Here is a 21,427-nt window from a genome sequence, read left to right as displayed (position 1 = left end):
CGGCGCGCCTGCTCCGAGCAGCGGCGGCGGGCGGCGGCCGAGACCAAGCGCAGCCGCGCCGCGCGCCGCCAGGGCCTGGCCTACCGGGAGCGGCCCGTAGCGCCGCCGCCGGCCAGGGCCGCCGACCAGCACCGGTCCGCACTGGTGATCATGATCCTGACGCTCGGGCTGCTGATCGCCGCGGTCGCGGTGACCGGCGGGATGATCGCGGCGTCGATGCGGACGAAGCCGGTGACGCTGGCCGCGCCGCTGCACGTGTACCCGGTGACGCAGGCGGTGCCGGGGCAGTGCCCGGCCGGGACGCCGGGGATCACCGGGCAGTCCGCCGCCGGGGTGACCTGCTACCGGCTCGCCCAGGGCATCGCGATCCACAAGGTCGCGGATCTGCGGGTGCAGAAGTCGCGCGGGTCGTCCGGCGGGTACGACGTGGCGCTCACGCTGCGGCCGGTGGACCGGCACGCGTTCGCGCGGCTGACCCGCGCGACCGTGGGCCGCGACCTGGCGTTCGTGGTGCGCGACCGGCTGGTCACGCTGCCTCGCGTCGACATGCCGATCCTGGACGGGAAGGTCGTCGTCACCGGCTCGCCGACCCGCACCGCCGCGAACACCCTCGTCCACGAACTCAAGGGGCGCTGACCCCTTTCGACAACCGCCGGTTGTCGGGCAGGGTGGACGCCGTGGACCTGGATCTCGCGCAGGTGCGGGCGTTCGTCGCCACCGCCGAGCACCTGCACTTCGGACGTGCCGCCGGTGAGCTGTTCCTCACGCAGCAGGCGCTGTCGAAGCGGATCGCGCGGCTGGAGGACGTCCTCGGCCTGCGGTTGTTCGACCGCACCGGGCATTCGGTGGCGCTGACGGCCGCGGGCGAGCGGTTCCTGGAGCCGGCGCGGCGCGCCCTCGCCGCGGCGGACGACGCGATCGTGGCGGCCCGGCGCGACGACCGGCCGCTGCGGCTGGACGTGTGGGGCCACCTGTTCGACCCGATGCGGACGATCGGGCAGGTCGTCGCGCGCCGTCCCGACCTGCCGATCGAACCGAACCTGAAGCGCGGCCTGCCCGAGGTCGTCACCGCGCTGGGACGCGGCGACGGCGACGCCGGCTTCGGCCGCGTCCACGCCCTGGACGAGCCGCTGCCGGGCGGGCTGGCGCACCGGCTGGTGCGGCTCGCGCCGATGGCGGCGGTGATGAGCGAGGACCACCCGCTCGCGGACGCGGCGACGCTGCGCCCCGCCGACCTGCGCGGCACGACGGTGTGGTTCCCCGCCGAGATCGGCAAATTGGACTTCCTCGACCGGTTCCTCGCCGACTTCGGGCTGTCCGGGGAGTTCGGCGGGGTCAACCTCGGGCTGGACTTCTTCCTCGGCCACCTGCGCGCCGAGACCGGGCACGCGTCGCTGCTGCCGGCGGACGTCCCCGTTCCCGACGGCGTCCGGTCGGTGCCGCTGACCGGCCCCGTCCCGCTGTACTCGTGGTCGCTGATCTGGCGGGCCCGCGAGCAGCATCCGGTGCTGCGGTCGCTGCTCGCGGAGTTCGCGGCGGCGGCGCGGGAGCACGGCTGGCTCGACTACGACCCGGCCGTGCACTGGCTCCCGCCCACCGAACTGGACACCCGCCCCGTCACCGTCCCTTCGGAAGGACGCCCCCCGGCAAGGCGGCCGGCGTCAGGCCTGGGGTAGTTCGCTTCCCTGGACGGCCTGGATCTCCAGCTCGACCCTCAGGCTCTCGCCGACCATCGCGATGCCCGCCTCCAGCAGCTGGTTGAAGCGGATCGCGAAGTCGGTGCGGCGCAGCTCCGCGGTCGCGCGGAACGCGGCCCGCGTCCCGCCCCACGGGTCGGTGCCGCTGCCGAGGAACAGCATGTCCAGGTCGACGGGCTGGGTGACCCCGTTGAGGGTGAGGTGGCCGTGCACCGTCCAGCGGTCCGGGCCGGTCGCGGTCAGCCCCGTCCCCTCGTAGGTGATCACCGGGTGCGCGTCGACGTTCAGGAAGTCCGCCGAGCGCAGGTGGTCGTCGCGCAGCTTGTTGCCGGTGTCGATGGACGCCGCCTCGATCCGGGCCGTCACCCGGGACGCCTCCACCGGCTCGGTGATCTCGATGCCGCCCTCGAACGCGGCGAAGCGGCCCCGCACGCTGGACAGCCCGAGGTGCTGCGCGACCGCCCCGACGTTGGAGTGCGCCGGGTCGATCGTCCACGGGCCGGGCGGCGGCAGCTCGGTGCCGCCCGCGCGGGCCAGCACCAGCGTGCCGATGTCCGCCGAGCCGGACCCGTGCACGATCAGCGTCGACGCCGCCGGCTGGAACCCCATCGCCGTGACGATCACCGTGTAGGTGCCGGCGGGCAGCGGACCGGCGGCGAGCACGCCGTCCTCCCCGGTCTGCTCCCGCGCGACCTGCCGGCCCGCCAGGTCCGTGACCGTGACGATGGCGTGCCGCACCGCCCAGCCGTCCTTGGTCCGCACCGATCCGCGCAGACCGCGCCTGTCATCCATCAACGACCCGCACTTCCGTTCCGTGGCTCGTGTGATTGCGTCGGCCGGGGCCGCCGCGCGGGCGGCCCCGGGATCGGCCCTACTCGTCGGGGTAGCCGAGCTTCAGGTCGTGGTCGTCCAGGCCGCCGCCCGCCAGCGACAGCCCGGTGGCCACCGGCGGGTAGCCGGAGGCGATCACGGTGTACTGCCCGCCGGTCAGGTCGGTGAACGCGTACTCCCCGTCCGGTCCGGTGATCGCCATCGCGACGACGTTGCCGGCCGCGTCCACCAGCGTGACGCGGGCGTCGCCGACCGGTTCGCCGGCCTCGTTGCGGACGGTTCCACGCACCCGCGCGCCCGCCGGCATTTCGACGTCCAGCCGGGTCTGCCCGCCGCCGGCCACCTCGACCGGCAGCGCGACCGGGCGGTGCGCCGCCGCGCTCACGGCGAGCGTGTAGGTGCCGGTCACGACGTCCTTGAAGGCGTACTGGCCGGAGATGTCGGTCCGCCCGGTGCCGACGACCTCGCCGCGCACGTCGGTGACGACGACCATCGCGTTCGCGATCGGGCTGCCGTCGGCGCTGCGGACCGTCCCGCCGAGGCCGCCGTTGCTGGCCAGCACCAGGTCGAAGTCGACCGGGCGGTCACCGACGACCAGCGTCGCGGCCTGCGGCTCGTGCTCGCCGGTCGCGGCGATCAGCACGTAGGTGCCGGGGCCGGGGGTCGGCAGCGCGTACCGGCCGTCGCCCTGGGTGAGCGCGCGGCCGAGCTGGTGCCCGTCCACCCCGATCAGGGTCAGCGCGGCGGACGGGACGGGCGCCCCGTCACCGGCCCGCACCACGCCCCGGACGGGGACGCCGCCGCCCGGCGCCTCCTGCGCGAAGGCGTTCTGCTGCGCGAGCAGCCGGGCCTGCGCGGCCGGATCGGCCGCCGGGGACCCGCCGGGAGCAGCGGCCATGCCGTTGGGCGACAGACCGTTCGCGGGCATCTCGTTCATCGCACCGACCATCTCCTTGGGAGCCGTGCCCGCCCCGACCGACGCGAGCTGCTGCGCCGCGGCGGGCTGTTCGTATCCGCGGGCGTGCCGACCGGCCATCGCGGTGGAGCCGTTGGAGGCCACCGGCGCGGGCGGACGCGGCATGCCCTCGTCCATAGGCGTCGTCGCGGCGGTCTGCGGGGCCTCCTTGCCCTTGCCGGCCTTGCCGCGCAGCGGCAGCTCCTTCATCGCGAGCGCCGTGACGAGGCCGATGACCGCGACCGGCACGCCGAAGATGAACACCTTCTCCAGCGAGTCGGTGAACGCGGCGAGCACGATCGACTTGAACGGCTCGGGCAGCGCGTGGACCTGGTCGGGGGAACCGAGGGAGCCGCCGCCCTTCGGCATCGGCAGATGGGCCTTGCTCAGCCCGTCCGCGATCTCGCCGGGCAGCTTGTTGTTGAGGATGGCGCCGAACGCGGCGACGCCCATCGCGCCGCCGAGGTTGCGGAAGAAGGACACGCCGGACGTCGTCGCCGCCAGGTCCTCCATGGCGGCGGCGTTCTGCGCGGCCAGGATCAGGATCTGCATGGTGAGGCCGAGCCCGAGGCCGAGCAGCGCGATGTCGCCGCCGATCTCCAGCCGGGACGTGCCGACGTGCAGCCGCGACAGCAGGAACATCCCGCCGCCGACCAGCAGCATGCCGATCACCGGGTAGATCTTGTACCGGCCGGTCCGGGTGACGAGCTGGCCGGAGCCGATCGAGGCGACCAGCAGGCCGAGCACCAGCGGCAGCGTCATCAGGCCGGACGCGGTGGGGCTCAGCCCCTTGACGATCTGCAGGTACTGCGGCAGGTAGATCATCGCGCCGAACATCGCGATGCCGACGCAGATCGACGCGAGGCTGCACAGCACGAAGTTGCGGTTGCGGAACAGCCGCGGCGGCAGGATCGGCTGCCGCGCGAACCGCTCGGCGAACACCGCCCCGACCAGCAGCACCGCGGTGATCGCCAGCAGCACGTACGTCCAGGTGGATGCCCACTCGAACTCCTGGCCGCCCATCGACAGCAGCAGCATCACCGCGGTCGCGGCGCCGGTGATGGTGACCGCGCCGAACACGTCGATCCGGGTGTCGCGCTTCACCTTCGGGAGCTTCAGCACCTTCTGGATCACCGCGAAAGCGACGATCGCGAGCGGGACGCACACGTAGAAGCACCAGCGCCAGCCGAGGCCGTCGGCGTCCACGATGAACCCGCCGAGCAGCGGCCCGGCGACGGTGGACACGCCGAACACCGCGCCCATGTAGCCGGAGTAGCGGCCGCGCTGCCGGGGCTCGACGACGTCGCCGAGGATGACCTGGGCCAGCGCGGACAGCCCGCCGGCGCCGAGGCCCTGGACGGCGCGGGCGGCGATCAGCATGCCGATGTTCTGCGAGAGACCGGCCACCACGGAGGCGAGCACGAAGATCGCCAGCGCGCTCTGGAAGGAGAGCTTGCGGCCGATGATGTCCGACACCTTGCCCCACAGCGGGGTCGAGGCCGTCATCGTGAGCAGCGTCGCGCTGGCCACCCAGGACAGCTGGTCCTGACCGCCGAGGTCCCCGACGATGGTCGGCAGGGCCGTGCTGACCACCGTGGACGAGATCATCGACGTCAGCATCGCCATCATCAGGCCGGAGAGGATCTCCAGGATCTGGCGGTGCGTGTACTGCGGTCTCGCTTGCTCTGACGTCACCGGACCGTGCGACGCCACGCTCGCTTGAGCCACCATGCCCCCATGGAACGTAATTACCTGTGTTTTGCATATATGCTATGTACACGCTTGTTTACTTGCAACTCGGGGGATACCGGGGCGATTCGGTGATCCAGACGGGGACGGATCGGGATTCGATGACGGGCGTCGAGCAGGCCGAGCAGGCCGACCGGCGGGAACACCGCAAACGCGACCGGGAGGCCACCCGGCGCCGCATCCTGGACGCCGCCCGCGACCTGTTCGGCGAGCACGGTTACGACGGCGTCACCGTCCGCATGATCGCCGCCGCCGCCGACGCCAACACCGCCCTGGTCAACCGCTACTTCGGCTCCAAGGCGGCGCTGTTCGGCGAGGTCCTGGCCGGCGAGTCCGCGCTGCGCGGCGTCATCGCCGGCGACCCCGCGGGGCTGCCCCGCCGGCTCGCCGAGCACTTCGTCCGGCAGGTGCACCGGCACCCGCCGACCCCGATGACCCGGATGATCGACCGCTCCGCCGGCAGCCCCGAGGTCAAGCAGGCCCTGCTCGGCTACCTGGAGGACGTGATCGTCGAGCCGCTCGTCGCGCAGCTGGACGGCCCGAACCCGCGCGCCCGCGCGCTGCTCGCGTCCACGATCATCATGGGCGGCGGACCCGTCCGCCGCCTGCTCGGCCTCAACGACCTGCGCGGCGCCGACCCGGCCGAGCTCACCGACCGCCTGGCCGCCATGTTCGCCGCCGCCCTCTCCCCCTGGTCCCCCACCGAACCCGACTGACCGACACCCCCACCCGAGCAACCACATCCGGGTGGGACCGGGTACGCCGGGGGGTGTAACGGCGGGGCGGGCCGTACGGCGGCGGGCGCAGAACAGATCGACGCGAAGGCGGAGCAGCACGCGGCGAGGCCGCGCATAGGGTGCTGTCATGACGGTGGGCGGCGCGTTCCGGACGCGGTGGAACAGGACGGGCCGAAGGTCGCGCTGGGCCGCCGCGGGGGTCGCGGTCGCGCTGGCCGCCGGCGGCACCGCCTGGGGTCTCGGCGACGACGGCCCTCCCCGCGTGGACGCCGTCGACCAGCGCGTGCAGGTCGTCGACGGCCCGCACGACGACCAGCACGTCACCCTCGACACCACGTTCTACAAGCCGGTCGGGCGCGCCAAGGCACCCGCGATCATGCTCGGGCACGGCTTCGGCGGCGACAAGCACGGCGTAGCGGACGAGGCGCGCGACCTGGCCCGCGCCGGATACGCCGTGCTGACCTGGACCGCCCGCGGATTCGGCACGTCCACCGGGCAGATCGCGCTCGACTCCCCCGACTACGAGGTCAAGGACACCCGGCAGCTCATCGACTGGCTGGCGAAACGGCCCGAGGTGCAACTGGACGGCCCGGGCGACCCGCGCCTCGGTATGGCCGGCGAGTCCTACGGCGGCGCGATCGCCCTGATGACCGCCGCCTACGACCGGCGCGTCGACGCCATCGCACCGCAGATCACCTGGAACAGCCTGCCGGACGTGCTGTTCCCCAACGCCGCCGGCGCCGGCCCGGAGAAGGGCGTCTTCAAGAAGCTGTGGGCCGGCATCTTCTTCACCAGCGGCTCCTTCGGCGCCGGCTGCGGGCGGTTCCTGCCGTCGCTGTGCGCGATGTACCAGAAGGTCGCCGAGCAGGGCGGCCCCACACCGGACGCCGTCGCCACGCTGCGCCGGTCGAGCCCCGCCTCCGTCGCCGACCGGATCAGGGTGCCGGCGCTGCTCGTCCAGGGGCAGTCCGACTCGCTGTTCCCGCTCGACCAGGCCGACGCGAACGCGCGGGCCATCGCCCGCAACGGCGCGCCCGTCTCGGTCGTCTGGTACCAGGGCGGCCATGACGGCGGCGACTCCGAGACCGGGCGCGTGCGCGGGCTCGTCCGCGGCTTCTTCGACGCGCGGCTCAAGCACGCCGGCACGTCCGGCACCCGGTTCACGGTGACCCGCGCGGGCGGCCTCGACTCCTCCACCCAGCAGGTCGTCGTGCAGGAGGCGAAGGCCCGCACGTATCCCGGGCTGTCCGGCACCCCGCAGCGCCTCCCGCTGACCGGATTCGAGCAGACGATCTACAACCCGGCCGGCGGCAGCCCCGCGTCCGTCTCCGCGCTCCCGGGCCTCGGCGCGCTCGGCTCCCTCGGCTCCGCCGCCCCCGCCGGGCTTCCCACCGACATGCCCGGACAGACGGCCACCTTCGACACCCAACCGCTGGACCAGGCCGTCCGCATCACCGGCGCCGCCACCGTCCGCCTCAAGGCGACCGAAGATCCGGCGGGACGCACGAGCGGAAGCCCGACCGACGACGACCCAGCGGCGGGCGGCCCGCTCTTCGCCAAGCTCTACGACGTCTCCCCGGACGGCAGCGCCACGCCCGCCCGGCGCATCGCCGCCCCCTTCCGCGCCACCGGCGGCGAGGTCACCGTCACGCTGCCCGCGATGGACTACCGGTTCGACCGCGGCCACCGCCTCCGCCTCGTCGTCGCCACCACCGACATGGGCTTCGCGACGCCGCCGCAGCCCGCCGCGTACAAGGTGCGCGCCGTGTCCGGGCTGACCGTCCCGACCGACTCGTCCCTGGTCACCGCCCCCACCCCGATCCCCGGCTGGGTGTGGGTCCTGCCCCTGGTGGGCCTCGCGATCGCCGGGGCGCTGCTGCTCGGCGTCCGGCGCGGCCGTCCCCGCGAGCGCGGCACCGACGTCCCGCTGGAGATCACTGGGCTGACCAAGGCGTACGGGAACGGTCACCTCGCCGTCGCCGACCTGTCGTTCCGCGTCGAGAAGGGCCAGGTCCTCGGCCTGCTCGGACCGAACGGCGCCGGCAAGACCACGACCCTGCGCATGCTGATGGGCCTCATCCGCCCGGACGCCGGCGAGATCCGCATCTTCGGCCACCGCGTCACCCCGGGCGCGCCCGTCCTGTCCCGCCTCGGCTCGTTCGTCGAGGGCCCCGGCTTCCTCCCCCACCTGTCCGGCCGCGACAACCTCGACCTGTACTGGCGCGCCACCGGCCGCCCCGCCGCCGAGGCGCACCTGGACGAGGCGCTCGCGATCGCCGACCTCGGCTCCGCGCTCGACCGGCCCGTCCGCACGTACTCGCAGGGCATGCGCCAGCGGCTCGCCATCGCGCAGGCGATGCTCGGCCTGCCCGACCTGCTCGTCCTGGACGAACCCACCAACGGACTCGACCCGCCGCAGATCCGCGAGATGCGGGAGGTCCTGGTCCAGTACGCCGCCGCCGGCCGCACCGTGATCGTCTCCAGCCACCTGCTCGCCGAGGTCGAGCAGACCTGCACGCACGCCGTCGTCATGGCCCGCGGCCGGCGCGTCGCCGCCGGCCCCGTCACCGAGATCGTCGGCTCGGGCCGCCGCCTCGAGGACGCGTTCCTGGAGATCATCGGAGAGGCCCCATGACCGTCCGCGGAGCCGGCCACCACGACCGCGTCCACCGGACCGCCGTCCGGCGACACGACACCGGGCGGACGACATGACCACGTCCAAGGAACCGAAGGCCGACGAGACCACCGCCGAGGGCGCGAACGACACGGCCCCCGCCGAGGGCCCGAAGGCGGACGGCAAGCCCACCGCCGCGGAACCAGCAACGGACGCCGCCCAGCGGGAGGACACCGCACCGGAATCCGACCGCTCCGGATACAGCGTGCGGCGCACGCTCCCGCTGCGCGTCGAGGCGATCCGCCAGTTCCGCCGCCGGCGCACCCTGATCGCCTTCGGTATCCTGCTCGTCCTGCCATGGGTGCTGGTCGGCGCGTTCAAGATCGGCGGCTCCCCGACCGGGAACGGGGCCCCGAGCCTGGTGGACGTCGCCACCGCCGGCGCCCTGAACTTCGCGCTGTTCGCGCTGTTCGTGTCGACCGGCTTCCTCCTCGTCGTCGCCGTCGCCCTGTTCTGCGGTGACACCGTGGCCAGCGAGGCCGGCTGGTCGTCCCTGCGCTACCTGCTCGCCGCGCCGGTCCCGCGGGCCCGGCTGCTCCGCCAGAAGCTGATCGTCGCCCTTTCGTACGCCGTCGTCGCGGTCGTCAGCCTCCCCCTGATGTCGCTGATCGCGGGCACGGTCGGCTTCGGCTGGGCGGACGTCCGACTGCCGACCGGCGGCACCGTCCCCGCGTCCACCACCCTCGGCCGCATGGGCATCGTCATCGCCTACTCCCTGATCGCCCAGCTCGTCGTCGCCGCCCTGGCGTTCCTCCTCTCGGTCGTCACGGACTCCCCGCTCGGCGCGGTCGGCGGCGCCGTCGGCCTGGTCATCGTCAGCAACATCCTGGACGCCGTCACCGCGCTCGGCTCCTGGCGCGACTTCCTGCCGACGCACTGGATGTACTCGTGGATGGACGCCCTCCAGCCGCAGATCCAATGGACCGGCATGGCCAAGGGCGCGGCCATCTCCATCACCTACGCCGCCGTCCTCTTCGCCCTGGCGTTCCGCCGCTTCCACACCCGCGACATCGTCTCCTGACCCGTTCGGACGGCCGCCCTACCGCATGGCGGCCACACCACGGAACGATCTTCCCCGGCCACTCCTGGACGCCACCAACCGTGAACACCTGACCACGTCCGGTCGACCACGCTCCCGAAAAACGGTCGAACCGGCAGAGGATGTCGCATAAGCTCGCTGAACCTTGCCGGCGGCGCCCGCGTCGTAAGAAGTGCAGGTGACATCGGCTCGATGGACGGGTTAAACCCGGCCCGACGGGGGAGATGATCAACATGGCACGGCAGCAGCTCATCAAGCGCCCCAAGCCCCCACGTCAACCGAGCCCGCCGGACCTGAGGACCCCCTCAGGCCGCCTCCTGCCGTACTGACCGCCCGCCGGACCCACTCCACGCCCTGACACGCACAGCCGCCCAAGTTCGCATAACGTCCCTTCAGCAGATTCCTAGAGCGTCTCCGCGAAGCGCACACGGTCCTGCCCCAGGCCGCCATACCAGGGGTGTGGCTCGCGCGGCCCCGTACACTGACCGGGAAGAATTCCCGTCAGGAGTGCCATGCCCAGGGCTGACGCGCGACGCAACCGCGCCCTCATCCTCGCGACGGCCAAAAAGATCTTCGATGAGCGTGGGCCCGGCGCCCCTCTCGACGACATCGCCCGTCACGCGGGTATCGGCAACGCCACCGTGTACCGGCATTTCCCCACGCGCCGCGACCTGCTGATCGCCGTGTACGAGGAAGAGGTCGCCGACCTGACCGACAGGGGCAGACGGCTCCTGTCCGACACCCCTCCCGCCGACGCCCTCTTCACCTGGCTGAGCGCTTTCATCGCCCACGTCGCCGACAAAGCCGATCTGGCGCGGTCCATTCCGGAAGAGGGCCGCACCGCCCTCTTCTCGGCATGGCACGAAGCCATGCATTCGGCCCTGTCCCCGCTTCTCGGCAGAGCCCAGAAATCCGGTGCCGTCCGCTCCGACATCCGCCCCGCGGACCTACTGGCCCTGGCGAACGGGTTGGCCCTCGCCGGCGCCGGCAGCGCACAGACCGACCGGCTGCTTCAACTCGCACGCGAAGGCATCGCAACACCTTCGGAGCGGCGCCCCGACGGCGACCACCCGGAAAGTGGAAGCTGACCAGCGCACGGAACCGTGACGCGGCAAACGGCCGAGCCGTCAAGGTCCGCGCGCCGGCGAGTGGCGCACGACAATGGGTCAGCAGCCCCCGTGAGCGCTCGCCCAATCGTCCAAGAACGTCTGAACGTGGTAGCCGTAGATGCCGCCGTCGGTCAGATAACCGTACGCGTAGGAGTAGCTCGCACCGCACGTCTCGCGGCCCGCCTCGACCGCCCAGTCGCTCGGAGCCACGATGCCGTCCCCCGCAATGGCGGAAAGGAAAGCGGCGTCGGCCCCGTAGTAATAGCGCGGTGCGGGAGCCGGCGCGGGGGCCACCGTCTTGCGGATCTTCTTTGTCACGGTCACTGTCGGCTGCGGCGATGCGGTCTCCGTGGTGCTTTCGGCCGCCGCGGCGTTCGACGACTTCGCCTCGACGGCGGGGGTCCCGTTCCGCGCGGCGACGAAACCGACGAATGCGGCAGCGCCTCCGATCGCGAGAGTGACGGTCAAGGCGGCTCCTGCGATGACCATGCTCTGGCTTCGCATGTCGTCCTCCAACGGACAGATGCGAGGGACGTGGCTGAGGCCCGCCCAGCCCTCGTCATGGACGGGTCCCCACTGGCAGAGGCGCGGTCACGACCAGCGGACTCGGAGCGGACCGGCGGGCGGCCGACGCCCCCCGGAGGACGGCCGCCGCCGGGTCCACCACAAAGCATCCGCGTAATCACCCGTGCACGGAAAGGGACCGGTGTCCCGGCCGCCAAGGAATTATGTCCCGCGCATCCGAGTGGACTTTTGTGCCCTATGACGCAGAGCAATGAGAGAGGGGCGGCGTGATCAAGGAAAGGGGACGCCGACGACCCCGGCCGCAGCCGGGCGGAAACAGCTCGTTGAAGGCGGCTCCGGGGAGCCACTAGAGTGCCGGGCGTCACACTCCGGATCCCGAGGAGTCCTGTTGCGTCCGCTGAGCGTCACGATGCTGGGTACGGCTCTCGTCGCGGCGGGGCTGCTCGCACCGGCGACGGGCGAGGCGGCGACCCGGCACGGCGGGGTCGCGGTGGATCCGGGCACGGCGCGGGCCGGGGAGAAGGTGTACCTGTCGGTCTCCGGCTGCAACGCCGGACGGCACTGGGCGTCGTCGGAGGCGTTCGGCGGACGGTCTCGCCTGGACGGCCGGAACGGCAGCGCCGTTGTCCGGAACGACGCGAAGCCGGGCGTGTACAGGGTGGTGGTGCACTGTGGTCAGCGCACGGCGACCGGGAAGATCCGCGTGGCCGGACGGCTCGCCTGGCCGCCCTTCCTGCCGGGCACCCGCGACGGGCTCTGACGGACGGCGGGCCCGCCCTCGCAGGTGAGGTACTGGTAACCGCGATGTGACGCGATCGACGGCGTCCGATGCGCGAAGCTTGGTGAGATGATCAGCAAGCAAGGCATCCGCCTACATATGTCATCAATCCCGACGAATGGCAAGAGAACGAGCAGGGTGACTCACATCACTCGTCGGATGCATGTACCGGGCGTACTCGATCTTGATCCACATAGGGCGACATGTGATACTTCAACGGTATTGACCGGTTTTCGGCAAACTTCTACCCAACATTCCGGGATGACCCTTTTGCTGTCAGAGGGTCGGCCGGCCGGAAGATCTCCCGAGCGACTCGTCGATCACCGTCTTTTCCGCGAGAGACGGGCAGTCTGAGGAGCAGCCAAAAGATGTCCATCGCCGCCGGCCCGACACGCTCCCGCAAACCGAGGAACTTCCCCCTCTACCGCACCCTGCCCCGGTTCGCCAGGGACCCTCTCAGGGAGATCGAACGGATCAGCACCGAGGCCGGGGGGCGGATAGCCCGGCTGGATCTCGGGGCCTCGCACCCCTACGTGGTGACGCATCCCGACCATGTGCAGCAGGTACTGCGCAAGGAGTCGGAGAACTTCGTTCGCGATGGAACGTTCTGGCGGCCCCTGCACGGGCTCTTCGGCGACAGCATCATGTCCGAGTACGCCGAATGGGAGCTCAGCAAGCGGGTTCTGCAGCCGGTCTTCTCCACGCGCACCATCAGGTCGCTGAGCGACCACATGGCCCGCGCCATCAACGATGCCGTCGTCAAGTTGGACGAGCCGGCCCGCGAAGGCCGCCCCATCGAGGTCATGCCGGAGATGGGACGCATCGTCCACGACACCGTCATCAAGGTGCTGTTCGGCGACAAGATACGGCAGGCCGAGGCGGACCGGCTCATCCCCGCGATGGAACGACTCGCCACCTCGATCGCGTTCCGCTTCCTGCTCCCCTTCGTGCCGCGCTCGATACCGCTGCCCGGTGATCGCGCGTTCTCCGAGGGACTGCGGGTCATGGACGAGACGCTCTACGAACTCGTCGACCGTTTCCGGTACGACGCCGGCGAGGGATACGACATCTTCACCGCGCTCTGCAAGGCCCGCCACACCGAGGGCAGCGGCCTGGGCGACGCGTGGGTGCGCGACAACCTTCTCGCCATGTGGGCCACCAGCACCGAGACCACCACGGTGGCGCTGACCTGGATCTGGCCGATGCTCGACGCGCATCCGGAGGTCACCGCGCGGCTGCGCGCGGAGGTCGAGGGCGTGGTGGCCGGAGACGACGTCCGCCCGGAGCACCTGCACCGGCTCCCGTACGTGAAGCAGGTCGTTCAGGAACTGCTGCGCATGTACCCGGTCGGATGGATCTTCCCGCGGATCGCGCTGAACGACACCGTCATCGGCGACGTGCCCATCGAGGCGGGCCAGACCGTACTGATCAGCCCGTTCCTCACGCACCGTCTCGAATCGGTGTGGGAGCGGCCGTTGGAGTTCGACCCCGAACGGTTCACCCCGGAACGGTCGCGCACGCGCCACCGGTACGCCTACTTCCCCTTCGGCGGGGGACCGCACCAGTGCATCGGACGGCACGTCTTCAACATGGAGGCCGAGCTGATCCTCACCGCCATCCTGAGCCGGTACCGCCCGAAGCTGGCACCGACGGACGGACCCGTTCAGGCGCGGATCGGCGCCACGCTCCGTCCCGACCGGCCGCTCCAACTCGTTCTGGAACCGGTGCGCCGGTGATGGACGACGCCGCCGGCGACCTCGCCGACCCCCCGCATCCGAGCCCGACCCCCGCCCTGCTGTCCGGGACGATCTGCGCGGTCGCCGGGCAGGCGCAGCGCCAGATGCGCGCGTGGGCGGCGGCCCGCCCGGCGCTCTACGACTCCAAGGCCTTCGATCCGGCGCTGTTCAGCACGCTCGCGCTCGCCGCCGCGTTCAGCGGGCCGGGGAGCACCGCCGACGACCTCGCGACGGCCAACAAGGTCTGCCTCTGGTGCTTCGGCCTGGACTGGCTGATCGACTACGCGGCGTCGTCCCGCGCGGAGGTGGCCGCGCTGGTCCGCGGGTGCGCCGCGGTCGCCGACGGCGCCGGGGCCGGGGCCGGGGCCGGGGCCGCCGAAGCCTCCGCGGTCGCCGGAGTCGAGCCCGAGGGCTCCGCGGAGGGCGAACTCGCGCGCTTCCTCGCCGAGATCCGGGGAGAGCTGGAGGCCGAACCGGCGTTCCCCGCGCTCCGGGACGTCTGGCGGGACGAGTTCCAACGCATGCTCGACGCGATGGCCCTCGAATGGGACTGGAAGACCGCTCGCGAGAAGGGCGGGACGGGCCCGACGTTCGAGGACTACCTCGCCAACGCCGACAACCTGGGATTCGCGTTCGTGTTCGTCTCGCACTGGATCGCGTCCGGCGGCGGTGGGGACGTGGTGGCCGTCCGCGAGGCCGGCTGGGCGGTCCAGCGGGTCATCCGGCTGCTGAACGACCTCGGAACGTATGAGCGGGACCTGAAGTGGGGCGATCTCAACGGCCTCCTGCTCGACCTGCCTCGCGGCGGGGTCGAGGCGCGGATCGTCGAATTGACCGCCGAGGCGCGCTTCCTGATCGCGCGCGCACGAGACGGTGCCCCGGATCTGGCCGACTACATGGAACGGCAGATGGATTTCTGCGCGGGCTTCTACGGGGTAACCGACTTCTGGGGTTCTGTGTGAGCATCGACGACCGTCCCATGGCAAAGACGACCGTCCCCGCACCCCACCGAGAGACCCTTCATGGCACCGACCTGCCACGTGCCACCACCGAACTGCTCGACGGGCTGGTCGAGCACCCATGGGGGCAGGTGTCGCCGTCGGTGTACGAGACCGGCCGGCTGGTGACGCTCGCACCCTGGTTGAGCGGCCACCGGCAACGCGTGTCGTTCCTGCTGGAGCGGCAACGTCCGGACGGACTGTGGGGCGCGCCGGAGGTCGGGTACGCGCTCGTCCCGACGCTGAGCGCCACCGAGGCTCTTCTGTCGGTACTGGTCCGGGACGGTGATGCCGCAGGCGCCGGACGCGACCGGCTCGCCCGCCGCACCGCGCGCGCGCTGGACGCCGTGGCCACCCACATGTGCGGCCCGTCCGCACCGGCCATCGATCTGCCCGACCTGCCCGCGATCGAGCTGATCGCGCCCGCGCTCGTCGAGGCGATCAACGGGTCGCTGGACCGGCTGCGGGACGCGCCCGTCCCCGGCCTCGAGGCATGGGCGGGACGGCGGCTCGGCACGCCGGCCGGGCTGGACGGCACCAAGCTCGGGCTCGTCCGGAGTCTCCTCGGGTCCGGAGCCGCCGCGCCGCAGAAGCTGATGCACGCCCTGGAGATCGCCGGGGACGCGGCCGCCGGGCTGGCGCACGCCCGGCCGGAGCCGACCGGCACGATCGGCGCGTCGCCCGCCGCGACGGCCGCCTGGCTGGGCGCGGGCGAATCCGTCGATCCGAGCAACCCGGGCCGCTGGTATCTGGAGACGGTGGTCGCGCGGCACGGCGGCCCGGTGCCGTGCGGCTACCCGCTGACGGTGTTCGAGCGGGGCTGGGTGCTCGCCTGGCTGGCGCGCGCCGGTGTCCCGCTCACCGTGCGGCCCGAGATCGTCCTCAGCCTGACCGCGCCGCTCGGGCCGGCGGGCACCCCCGCCGCCGCCGGGCTGCCGTCGGACGCCGACACCACCGCGGGCGCGCTGTACGCGCTGGCCCTGCTGGACGCGCCCTGCCGTCCCGACATCCTCTTCGGCTACGAGCTGGACACGCACTTCTGCACCTGGCAGGGCGAGGACGGCGCGTCGGTCACGACGAACGCCCATGTCCTCGAGGCTTTCGGCGAGTACCTCACCGCCCTCCGGGCCCGGTCCGCGGCCGGGACCGACTCCGCGGCCCGGTACGCCGCCGCCGCGGCGAAGGCGGCGGACTGGCTGTGCGGGCAGCAGAGGCCGGACGGGAGCTGGGAGGACCGGTGGCACGCCTCCCCGCACTACGCGACGGCATGCGCGGCCATCGCGCTGGCCGCGTTCGGCGGGGAGGACCGCGCGCCCGCCGTCGAGGCCGCGCGCCGCTGGATCCTCACGACGCAGCGCCCGGACGGCTCGTGGGGCCACTGGGAGGGGACCGCGGAGGAGACGTCGTACGCGGTGCAACTCCTCTTGCTGACCGGTCGGTCACCCGCGGCGGACGCGGCGGACGCCGTGACGCGCGCGCTGCCGCACCTGCTGCGCGGGCTGACCAGCGGGGACGGCGCGGCGGCCGGGGAGCCCGCCATGTGGCATGACAAGGATCTCTACAGGCCGGAGGCGATCGTCCGCGCCGGGGTCATCGCGGCCCTTCATCTCGCCCGCGGGTCCGGCGTGTTTCGGTAAGGTGAATTTCGCCACACCGGCGCGGACCGCCGCCCCCTCAAATGCGACAGAACCGCATACGTTGACGATTCACCTTGAGGGGCTATGGCCATGTTGCTAGTCTTCTACGCCGTATGGAACGGCGACTAGCCGCCGCCCCTGCGGACCACGACTCCACCTGGCTCGCCCCCGCCAATCACGACCCGAACGCGGTTGCGAGCCAATTCACATATTGTTGGGGCGATTGTAATGCGCTTCCGCAACTCGCGCCTGCGAACCAAGATCACGGCGCTGTTGCTTTCCCTCACCGCACTCTGGGTTTTCGCGGCCTGGGTGACGCTGCGGGAAGGCGTCAATCTGCTCGGCGTCACGACCCTGGACAGCGCGATCGCCCAGCCGACCGACCCGCTCCTGGTCGAACTGCAGAAGGAGCGCCGGCTGTCGGCGATCGAGCTCGCCCGGCCGACCGCCGCGACCCGCGGCGCGCTCAGCGCGCAGCGCGCCCGGACCGACGAGGCGAGCGCCGAGGCCGTCAGTAAGGCCCGTGCGGGGAAGGTGAAATGGTTCGCCGGCGGGCTGCTGGAGCACCGCATCGACGAGATGATCACCAGGCTGCACGGGGTGGACGGCATCCGCCGCACCGTCGATCTGCACGGCGGCGACCGGGTCCAGATCGCCGCCGGATATTCCGAGGTCGTGGAGTCCATTTTCCGCGTCTACGATTCCCTGGCCACGCTGGACGACAAGGACTTCGCCCGCGACACCAGGACCGAGGTCGAGCTCAACCGCACGTGGGAACTGCTTTCGCAGGAAGACGCATTGATCTCGGGCTCCCTCACGTCCGGCCGGGTCACCTCGTCCGAGCTCATCGCGTTCACCCAGACCGTGGGCACCCGGCGGCACAACCTCGACGCCGCGCTGATCGCCATTCAGGGTTCGGACCGGACGCTGTATAACGCGCTGACGAAAAACGCGAAGCTGGCCCAGGTCTCGTCCCTGGAAAACCAGCTCATGCAGAATCGCAGGATCACGGCCGGGAAGCCCCCGCACGTCACCTCGCGGCCCGCGGTCACCTTCGACCAGTGGACCGCCGCGGCCGCGCCCTCGCTGACCCAGATGCGCGACGACATCCAGGCGGGCGGCGACCGGCTGGTGGACCGGGCGAAGCCGATCGCCATCGGCGTGGTCCTGCGGCTGCTGCTGGCCGGTGGTCTCGGCCTCCTCGCGGTCATCGCGTCCATCGTGGTGTCCATCACCACGGCCCGCGCCCTGGTGCGCCAGCTGGAACGGCTGCGCGCCGCCGCCTGGGACCTGGCCGAGCAGCGGCTGCCCGGCGTCGTCGAACGGCTCGGGCACGGTGAGAAGGTCGACGTCTCGGTGGAGGCGCCCCCGCTGCAGTTCGGCACGGACGAGATCGGGCAGGTGGGACGCGCGTTCAACGCCGTCCAGGAGACCGCGATCCGCACCGCCGTCGAGCAGGCCGAACTGCGCCGCGGCATCCGGGACGTCCTGCTGAGCCTGGCCCGCCGCACCCAGACCCTCGTGCACCGGCAGCTGACCATGCTGGACAGCATGGAGCGCCGCCGCGACATCGAGGTCAAGGAGCTGGAGGAGCTGTTCCGGCTCGACCACCTGGCGACCCGGATGCGGCGCAACGCCGAGAACCTCATCGTGCTGTCGGGCGCGCTGCCCGCCCGCGGCTGGCGCAGCTCGGTGCCGATGATCGACGTCGTGCGCGCCGCGGTCGGCGAGGTCGAGGACTACACCCGCGTCACCGTGCTGCCGTTCGGCCCGGTCGAGCTGGCCGGACGCGCGGTCGGCGACGTCACCCACCTGCTCGCCGAGCTGATCGAGAACGCCGTGACGTTCTCCCCGCCCGACACCGTCGTGCAGGTCGGCGGGCACCTGGTCGCCAACGGCTTCGCGATCGACATCGAGGACCGCGGGCTCGGCATGACCGACGAGAAGCTCGCCGAGATCAACGCGCGGATCGAGGACCCGCCCGACTTCAACCTGCAGAGCTCGGTGCAGCTCGGCCTGTTCGTGGTCAGCAAGCTCGCCGAGCGGTACGGGCTGCGGGTCTCGCTGAAGCGGTCCGCCTACGGCGGCACCACCGCGGTCGTCGTCATCCCCAAGGAACTGGTCGTCGAGGACGGCGACCGGGTGCGGGTCCCCGCGACCGCCGCGGCCACCACGCGGAACGGCCTAGAGGTGCGCCGTCCCACCGCGGTCGGCGCCGGACGGACCACCGGCGGCACGGCGACGCTCACCACCGGCGGCACCGGGCCGCAGCAGCAGCCGTCCGGGCCCGCGCTGGTGGCGGTGCCGCCGCCCGCGTCCGAACCGGCCGCCCTCGGACCGGCCGCGTCCGAGCCGACCGCTTTCGAGTCGACCGCCTTCGAGCCGCCCGCGAGCGGTGGCGGCGGCCCAGAACCCGGCCTGCCCGACGGGCAGGACGCGCCCCCCGCGGACGAGCCGCGCTCCCACGCCGGCGACCCGTCCACTCCGTCCGGTGCGAGCGGCGGGCATCCCGACCCCACCCAGCCGGAGGACCAGCCGCCCGTGCCCGACATCTCCACCACGCCTTCCGGCCTGCCCGTCCGGGTGCCGCAGGCGAACCTCGCCGAACCGCTGCGCACCGACGAGCCCGTCGTGGCCGCCGAGCCCGACGAACCCGACGACCCGGGCCGCTCGCCCGAGGAGATCCAGCGGATCATGGGCTCGTACCAGCGCGGCACCCGGCAAGGACGTTCGGACGCGGCCGAGGCCCTCGGCGATCGAGCAGCGGAAGGCGAGGAAGGTCAGTGACGCAGAAGACCGGTTCATCGTCGGATCTGGGCTTTTTGCTCGACGATCTGGTCCACCGGTTGCCGCACGCGCGCAACGCGGTGGTGCTGTCGGCCGACGGCCTGCTGATGGCCTCCTCGGCGGGCATGAGCCAGGACGACGGCGAGCACCTGTCGGCGGTGGCGGCGGGCATCCAGAGCCTCGCCAAGGGCGCCGGCACCCGGTTCGGCGGCGGCCCCGTCCGGCAGACGATCGTCGAGATGCAGTCGGCGTTCCTGCTGGTGACGGTCGCCGGCAAGGGCGCCTGCCTGGCGGTGCTGGCCGCCGAGGAGGCCGACGTGGGTCTGATCGCCTACGAGATGGCGATGCTCGTGACGAGCATGGGCCACCACCTCACCTCGCCGTCGCGCTCGGAGTCCGCGGCGGAGGGCCGGCCGACATGATGCCGCCGGAGGAGCCGGGCCAGGAGCCCTGGCCCGAGGATCCCGCGCTGCACACCCCCGGGCACGAGCGGGTCTACGACGAGAGCGCCGGCCCGATGGTGCGGCCCTACGTGATGACCAGCGGCCGGATCGAGCCCGTGCACGGCAAGTTCGACCTCATCACGCTGGTGGTGGCGGCCGGGCCCGAACCGGAGGGCGCGATCGGCCTCGGCCCCGAGCACGTGGCGATCATCCGGCTCTGCCAGCAGGTGATGTCGGTCGCCGAGCTGACCGGCCACCTCGACCTTCCCGTCGCGACCGTGCGGGTGCTGCTCGGCGACCTGGTCGGCAAGGGGTTCGTCTCGATGCAGGAACCCGAACCGGAGGCGGACATGCACGACATCAGGCTCTACAAGGCGGTGATCGATGGTCTCCGGGCCCTCTGACGCCGGGGGCGGGCGGCACGACGCGCGCGCCCGCCGGATGCCCACCGCGGTCAAGATCGTGATCGCGGGCGGTTTCGGGGTCGGCAAGACGACGATGGTCGGCACGGTCTCCGAGACCAAGCCGCTGCGCACCGAGGAGGTCCTCACCGACGAGAGCGTCGGCGTCGACGACGTCTCCGGCGTGGAGCGCAAGAAGACCACCACCGTCGCGATGGACTTCGGCCGCCTCACCTTCCGCGACGAGTACGTCCTCTACCTGTTCGGCACCCCCGGGCAGGAGCGCTTCTGGTTCATGTGGGACGAGGTGGCGCTCGGCGCGCTCGGCGCCGTGGTGCTCGCCGACACCCGCCGCCTGTCGGACTGCTTCCCGTCCGTCGACTACTTCGAGCGCCGCGGCACCCCGTTCGTCGTCGCCGTCAACTGCTTCGAGGGCGCCAAGCAGTACGACCTCGCGGAGATCCAGCTGGCGCTGAACCTGGGGCCGAAGGTCCCGGTCATGCTCTGCGACGCCCGCCGCCTCGACTCGTGCAAGCAGGTCCTCATCGACCTCGTCCTGCACGCGATGAAGTACCGCGGCCTCCCCGCCCTGGAGACCCAGGGCGCCTAGCCGCGGCCGGGGGCGTCCGGGGCGCTGCTCTGGACGCCTTCCGCGACGGCGCCGGCGAAGGCGCGGACACGCGCGATGGCGCGGTCGTGCCGACGGCCGGCCCGGACGGGATCGCGCGGCCGCCGGGCGTCAGCCGCGGCGACTGCGCCTCGCGCCAGTACCGCGGTGCCGGGCCCGCGATCCGGATCAGCGGGTGCCCGGCCAGGTCCTCGGCGGGGACCGACGGGCGGTCCGCGAACGGATGGCGGGACGGGACGGCGAGGCTCAGCGGCGCCTCGGAGAAGGAGGGTCCGCGGGCCAGGCCGGGTTCCCGCACCGGTGCCAGCACGATCGCGGCGTCGACGTCCCCGTCCCGCACCGGCCCGAACGGGTCGGCCAGCGGCACCTCGACGGTGTGCACCTCGCAGCCGGGGTGGTCGCGCTGGAACGCGCGGACGAGGCCCGTCATCTCCTCGTCCAGCGAACCGAGGAAGCCGATCCGCAGCACGCCGCCGACGCCGCGGGCCCTCGCGCGGGCCGCTTCGACGACGTCGAGGAGGGCGGTGTAGGCGGGGGTCAGCTCGTCCCGCAGGCTCGCGCCGAGCGGGGTCAGGCGGACGCTCCGGCTGGTGCGCTCCACGAGCCGCGCCCCGATCCGGGACTCCAGCGACCGCAGCAACTGGCTGACGCGGCTCTGGGAGAGGCAGAGGCGTTCCCGCCGTACCGCCGGACCAGGGTCGAT

The 21,427-nt window shown here is 72.3% G+C and carries 18 protein-coding genes; 14 read left to right on the top strand and 4 right to left on the bottom strand.

Annotated features, from left to right (window positions below):
• Together ABD296_RS24565 and ABD296_RS24560 are read left to right on the top strand one after the other, a co-directional pair.
• Nucleotides 1-636, top strand: a 636-nt coding sequence (locus tag ABD296_RS24565) for a SecDF P1 head subdomain-containing protein (protein WP_344271400.1), incomplete at its 5' end; no start/stop codon positions are given.
• A gap of 41 nt (nt 637-677) precedes the next feature.
• Nucleotides 678-1,676, top strand: coding sequence for a LysR family transcriptional regulator (locus ABD296_RS24560; RefSeq protein WP_344271398.1), 999 nt, complete (start codon nt 678-680; stop codon nt 1,674-1,676).
• On the opposite strand, the gene ABD296_RS24555 is transcribed toward ABD296_RS24560, so the two are convergent.
• On the bottom strand, nt 1,662-2,489 hold the full coding sequence (locus ABD296_RS24555) for a YceI family protein (RefSeq protein ID WP_344271395.1): 828 nt from the start codon (nt 2,487-2,489) through the stop codon (nt 1,662-1,664). The genes ABD296_RS24560 and ABD296_RS24555 overlap by 15 nt on opposite strands.
• A gap of 79 nt (nt 2,490-2,568) precedes the next feature.
• Complete coding sequence (locus ABD296_RS24550) at nt 2,569-5,214, bottom strand: MFS transporter (protein ID WP_344271392.1); 2,646 nt, start codon at nt 5,212-5,214, stop codon at nt 2,569-2,571.
• 119 nt (nt 5,215-5,333) lie between these two features.
• Here ABD296_RS24550 and ABD296_RS24545 point away from each other — a divergent pair, with 119 nt between their 5' ends.
• The 4 genes from ABD296_RS24545 (at nt 5,334) to ABD296_RS24530 (ending at nt 10,770) form a co-directional block, all read left to right on the top strand.
• Nucleotides 5,334-5,948, top strand: a complete 615-nt coding sequence (locus tag ABD296_RS24545) for a TetR/AcrR family transcriptional regulator (RefSeq protein ID WP_344271389.1) — start codon at nt 5,334-5,336, stop codon at nt 5,946-5,948.
• Nucleotides 5,949-6,096: 148 nt separating this feature from the next.
• Nucleotides 6,097-8,604 (top strand): alpha/beta fold hydrolase, encoded by a 2,508-nt coding sequence (locus ABD296_RS24540; RefSeq protein WP_344271386.1) that lies wholly within the window; start codon nt 6,097-6,099, stop codon nt 8,602-8,604.
• Between the two features lie 73 nt (nt 8,605-8,677).
• Nucleotides 8,678-9,664, top strand: a complete 987-nt coding sequence (locus ABD296_RS24535) for an ABC transporter permease (protein ID WP_344271382.1) — start codon at nt 8,678-8,680, stop codon at nt 9,662-9,664.
• Nucleotides 9,665-10,194: 530 nt separating this feature from the next.
• On the top strand, nt 10,195-10,770 hold the full coding sequence (locus tag ABD296_RS24530; RefSeq protein ID WP_344271379.1) for a TetR/AcrR family transcriptional regulator: 576 nt from the start codon (nt 10,195-10,197) through the stop codon (nt 10,768-10,770).
• A gap of 78 nt (nt 10,771-10,848) precedes the next feature.
• On the opposite strand, the gene ABD296_RS24525 is transcribed toward ABD296_RS24530, so the two are convergent.
• Nucleotides 10,849-11,307 (bottom strand): hypothetical protein, encoded by a 459-nt coding sequence (locus ABD296_RS24525; RefSeq protein ID WP_344271376.1) that lies wholly within the window; start codon nt 11,305-11,307, stop codon nt 10,849-10,851.
• 397 nt (nt 11,308-11,704) lie between these two features.
• On the opposite strand from ABD296_RS24525, the gene ABD296_RS24520 reads away from it, so the two are divergent.
• The 8 genes from ABD296_RS24520 (at nt 11,705) to ABD296_RS24485 (ending at nt 20,706) form a co-directional block, all read left to right on the top strand.
• On the top strand, nt 11,705-12,076 hold the full coding sequence (locus ABD296_RS24520; protein ID WP_344271373.1) for a hypothetical protein: 372 nt from the start codon (nt 11,705-11,707) through the stop codon (nt 12,074-12,076).
• A 386-nt stretch (nt 12,077-12,462) separates the two neighbouring features.
• Nucleotides 12,463-13,830: a cytochrome P450 gene (locus ABD296_RS24515; RefSeq protein WP_344271370.1), complete on the top strand. Its 1,368-nt coding sequence runs from the start codon at nt 12,463-12,465 to the stop codon at nt 13,828-13,830.
• Nucleotides 13,830-14,792 (top strand): terpene synthase family protein, encoded by a 963-nt coding sequence (locus ABD296_RS24510; protein ID WP_344271367.1) that lies wholly within the window; start codon nt 13,830-13,832, stop codon nt 14,790-14,792. Before ABD296_RS24515 ends, ABD296_RS24510 begins: the two co-directional genes overlap by 1 nt.
• A gap of 17 nt (nt 14,793-14,809) precedes the next feature.
• Nucleotides 14,810-16,465, top strand: coding sequence for a prenyltransferase/squalene oxidase repeat-containing protein (locus tag ABD296_RS24505; protein ID WP_344271363.1), 1,656 nt, complete (start codon nt 14,810-14,812; stop codon nt 16,463-16,465).
• 312 nt (nt 16,466-16,777) lie between these two features.
• Nucleotides 16,778-19,252 carry a sensor histidine kinase gene (locus ABD296_RS24500; RefSeq protein ID WP_344271360.1) on the top strand — a complete coding sequence of 825 codons (2,475 nt, stop codon included), beginning with the start codon at nt 16,778-16,780 and terminating at the stop codon, nt 19,250-19,252.
• Nucleotides 19,249-19,674 (top strand): roadblock/LC7 domain-containing protein, encoded by a 426-nt coding sequence (locus tag ABD296_RS24495; RefSeq protein WP_344271357.1) that lies wholly within the window; start codon nt 19,249-19,251, stop codon nt 19,672-19,674. The genes ABD296_RS24500 and ABD296_RS24495 overlap by 4 nt, the downstream gene beginning before the upstream one ends.
• A complete protein-coding gene (locus ABD296_RS24490) occupies nt 19,671-20,099 on the top strand; it encodes a DUF742 domain-containing protein (protein WP_344271353.1) in 429 nt (142 codons plus the stop codon). Before ABD296_RS24495 ends, ABD296_RS24490 begins: the two co-directional genes overlap by 4 nt.
• Nucleotides 20,080-20,706 (top strand): GTP-binding protein, encoded by a 627-nt coding sequence (locus ABD296_RS24485; RefSeq protein WP_344271350.1) that lies wholly within the window; start codon nt 20,080-20,082, stop codon nt 20,704-20,706. Before ABD296_RS24490 ends, ABD296_RS24485 begins: the two co-directional genes overlap by 20 nt.
• Here ABD296_RS24485 and ABD296_RS24480 read toward each other — a convergent pair.
• The gene (locus tag ABD296_RS24480; protein WP_344271413.1) at nt 20,639-21,427 is read right to left on the bottom strand and encodes a LysR family transcriptional regulator; all 789 of its coding nucleotides are present in this window, start codon (nt 21,425-21,427) and stop codon (nt 20,639-20,641) included. The genes ABD296_RS24485 and ABD296_RS24480 overlap by 68 nt on opposite strands.

Origin of the sequence: Actinomadura napierensis (assembly GCF_039529375.1) — a bacterium.
In the GTDB taxonomy this organism is placed as follows: Bacteria; Actinomycetota; Actinomycetes; order Streptosporangiales; family Streptosporangiaceae; genus Spirillospora; species Spirillospora napierensis.
The sequence above is the reverse complement of the archived record's forward strand: the minus strand, read 5'-3'. Positions and strand labels throughout refer to the sequence as shown.

Bases quoted from the DNA above. Each gene is read 5' to 3' on its own strand.
- ABD296_RS24535 (WP_344271382.1), top strand. From the start codon at position 8,678: ATGACCACGTCCAAGGAACCGAAGGCCGACGAGACCACCGCCGAGGGC.
- ABD296_RS24530 (WP_344271379.1), top strand. From the start codon at position 10,195: ATGCCCAGGGCTGACGCGCGACGCAACCGCGCCCTCATCCTCGCGACG.
- ABD296_RS24485 (WP_344271350.1), top strand. From the start codon at position 20,080: ATGGTCTCCGGGCCCTCTGACGCCGGGGGCGGGCGGCACGACGCGCGC.
- ABD296_RS24545 (WP_344271389.1), top strand. From the start codon at position 5,334: ATGACGGGCGTCGAGCAGGCCGAGCAGGCCGACCGGCGGGAACACCGC.
- ABD296_RS24515 (WP_344271370.1), top strand. From the start codon at position 12,463: ATGTCCATCGCCGCCGGCCCGACACGCTCCCGCAAACCGAGGAACTTC.
- ABD296_RS24510 (WP_344271367.1), top strand. From the start codon at position 13,830: ATGGACGACGCCGCCGGCGACCTCGCCGACCCCCCGCATCCGAGCCCG.
- ABD296_RS24540 (WP_344271386.1), top strand. From the start codon at position 6,097: ATGACGGTGGGCGGCGCGTTCCGGACGCGGTGGAACAGGACGGGCCGA.
- ABD296_RS24490 (WP_344271353.1), top strand. From the start codon at position 19,671: ATGATGCCGCCGGAGGAGCCGGGCCAGGAGCCCTGGCCCGAGGATCCC.
- ABD296_RS24550 (WP_344271392.1), bottom strand. From the start codon at position 5,214: ATGGTGGCTCAAGCGAGCGTGGCGTCGCACGGTCCGGTGACGTCAGAG.
- ABD296_RS24505 (WP_344271363.1), top strand. From the start codon at position 14,810: ATGGCAAAGACGACCGTCCCCGCACCCCACCGAGAGACCCTTCATGGC.
- ABD296_RS24555 (WP_344271395.1), bottom strand. From the start codon at position 2,489: ATGGATGACAGGCGCGGTCTGCGCGGATCGGTGCGGACCAAGGACGGC.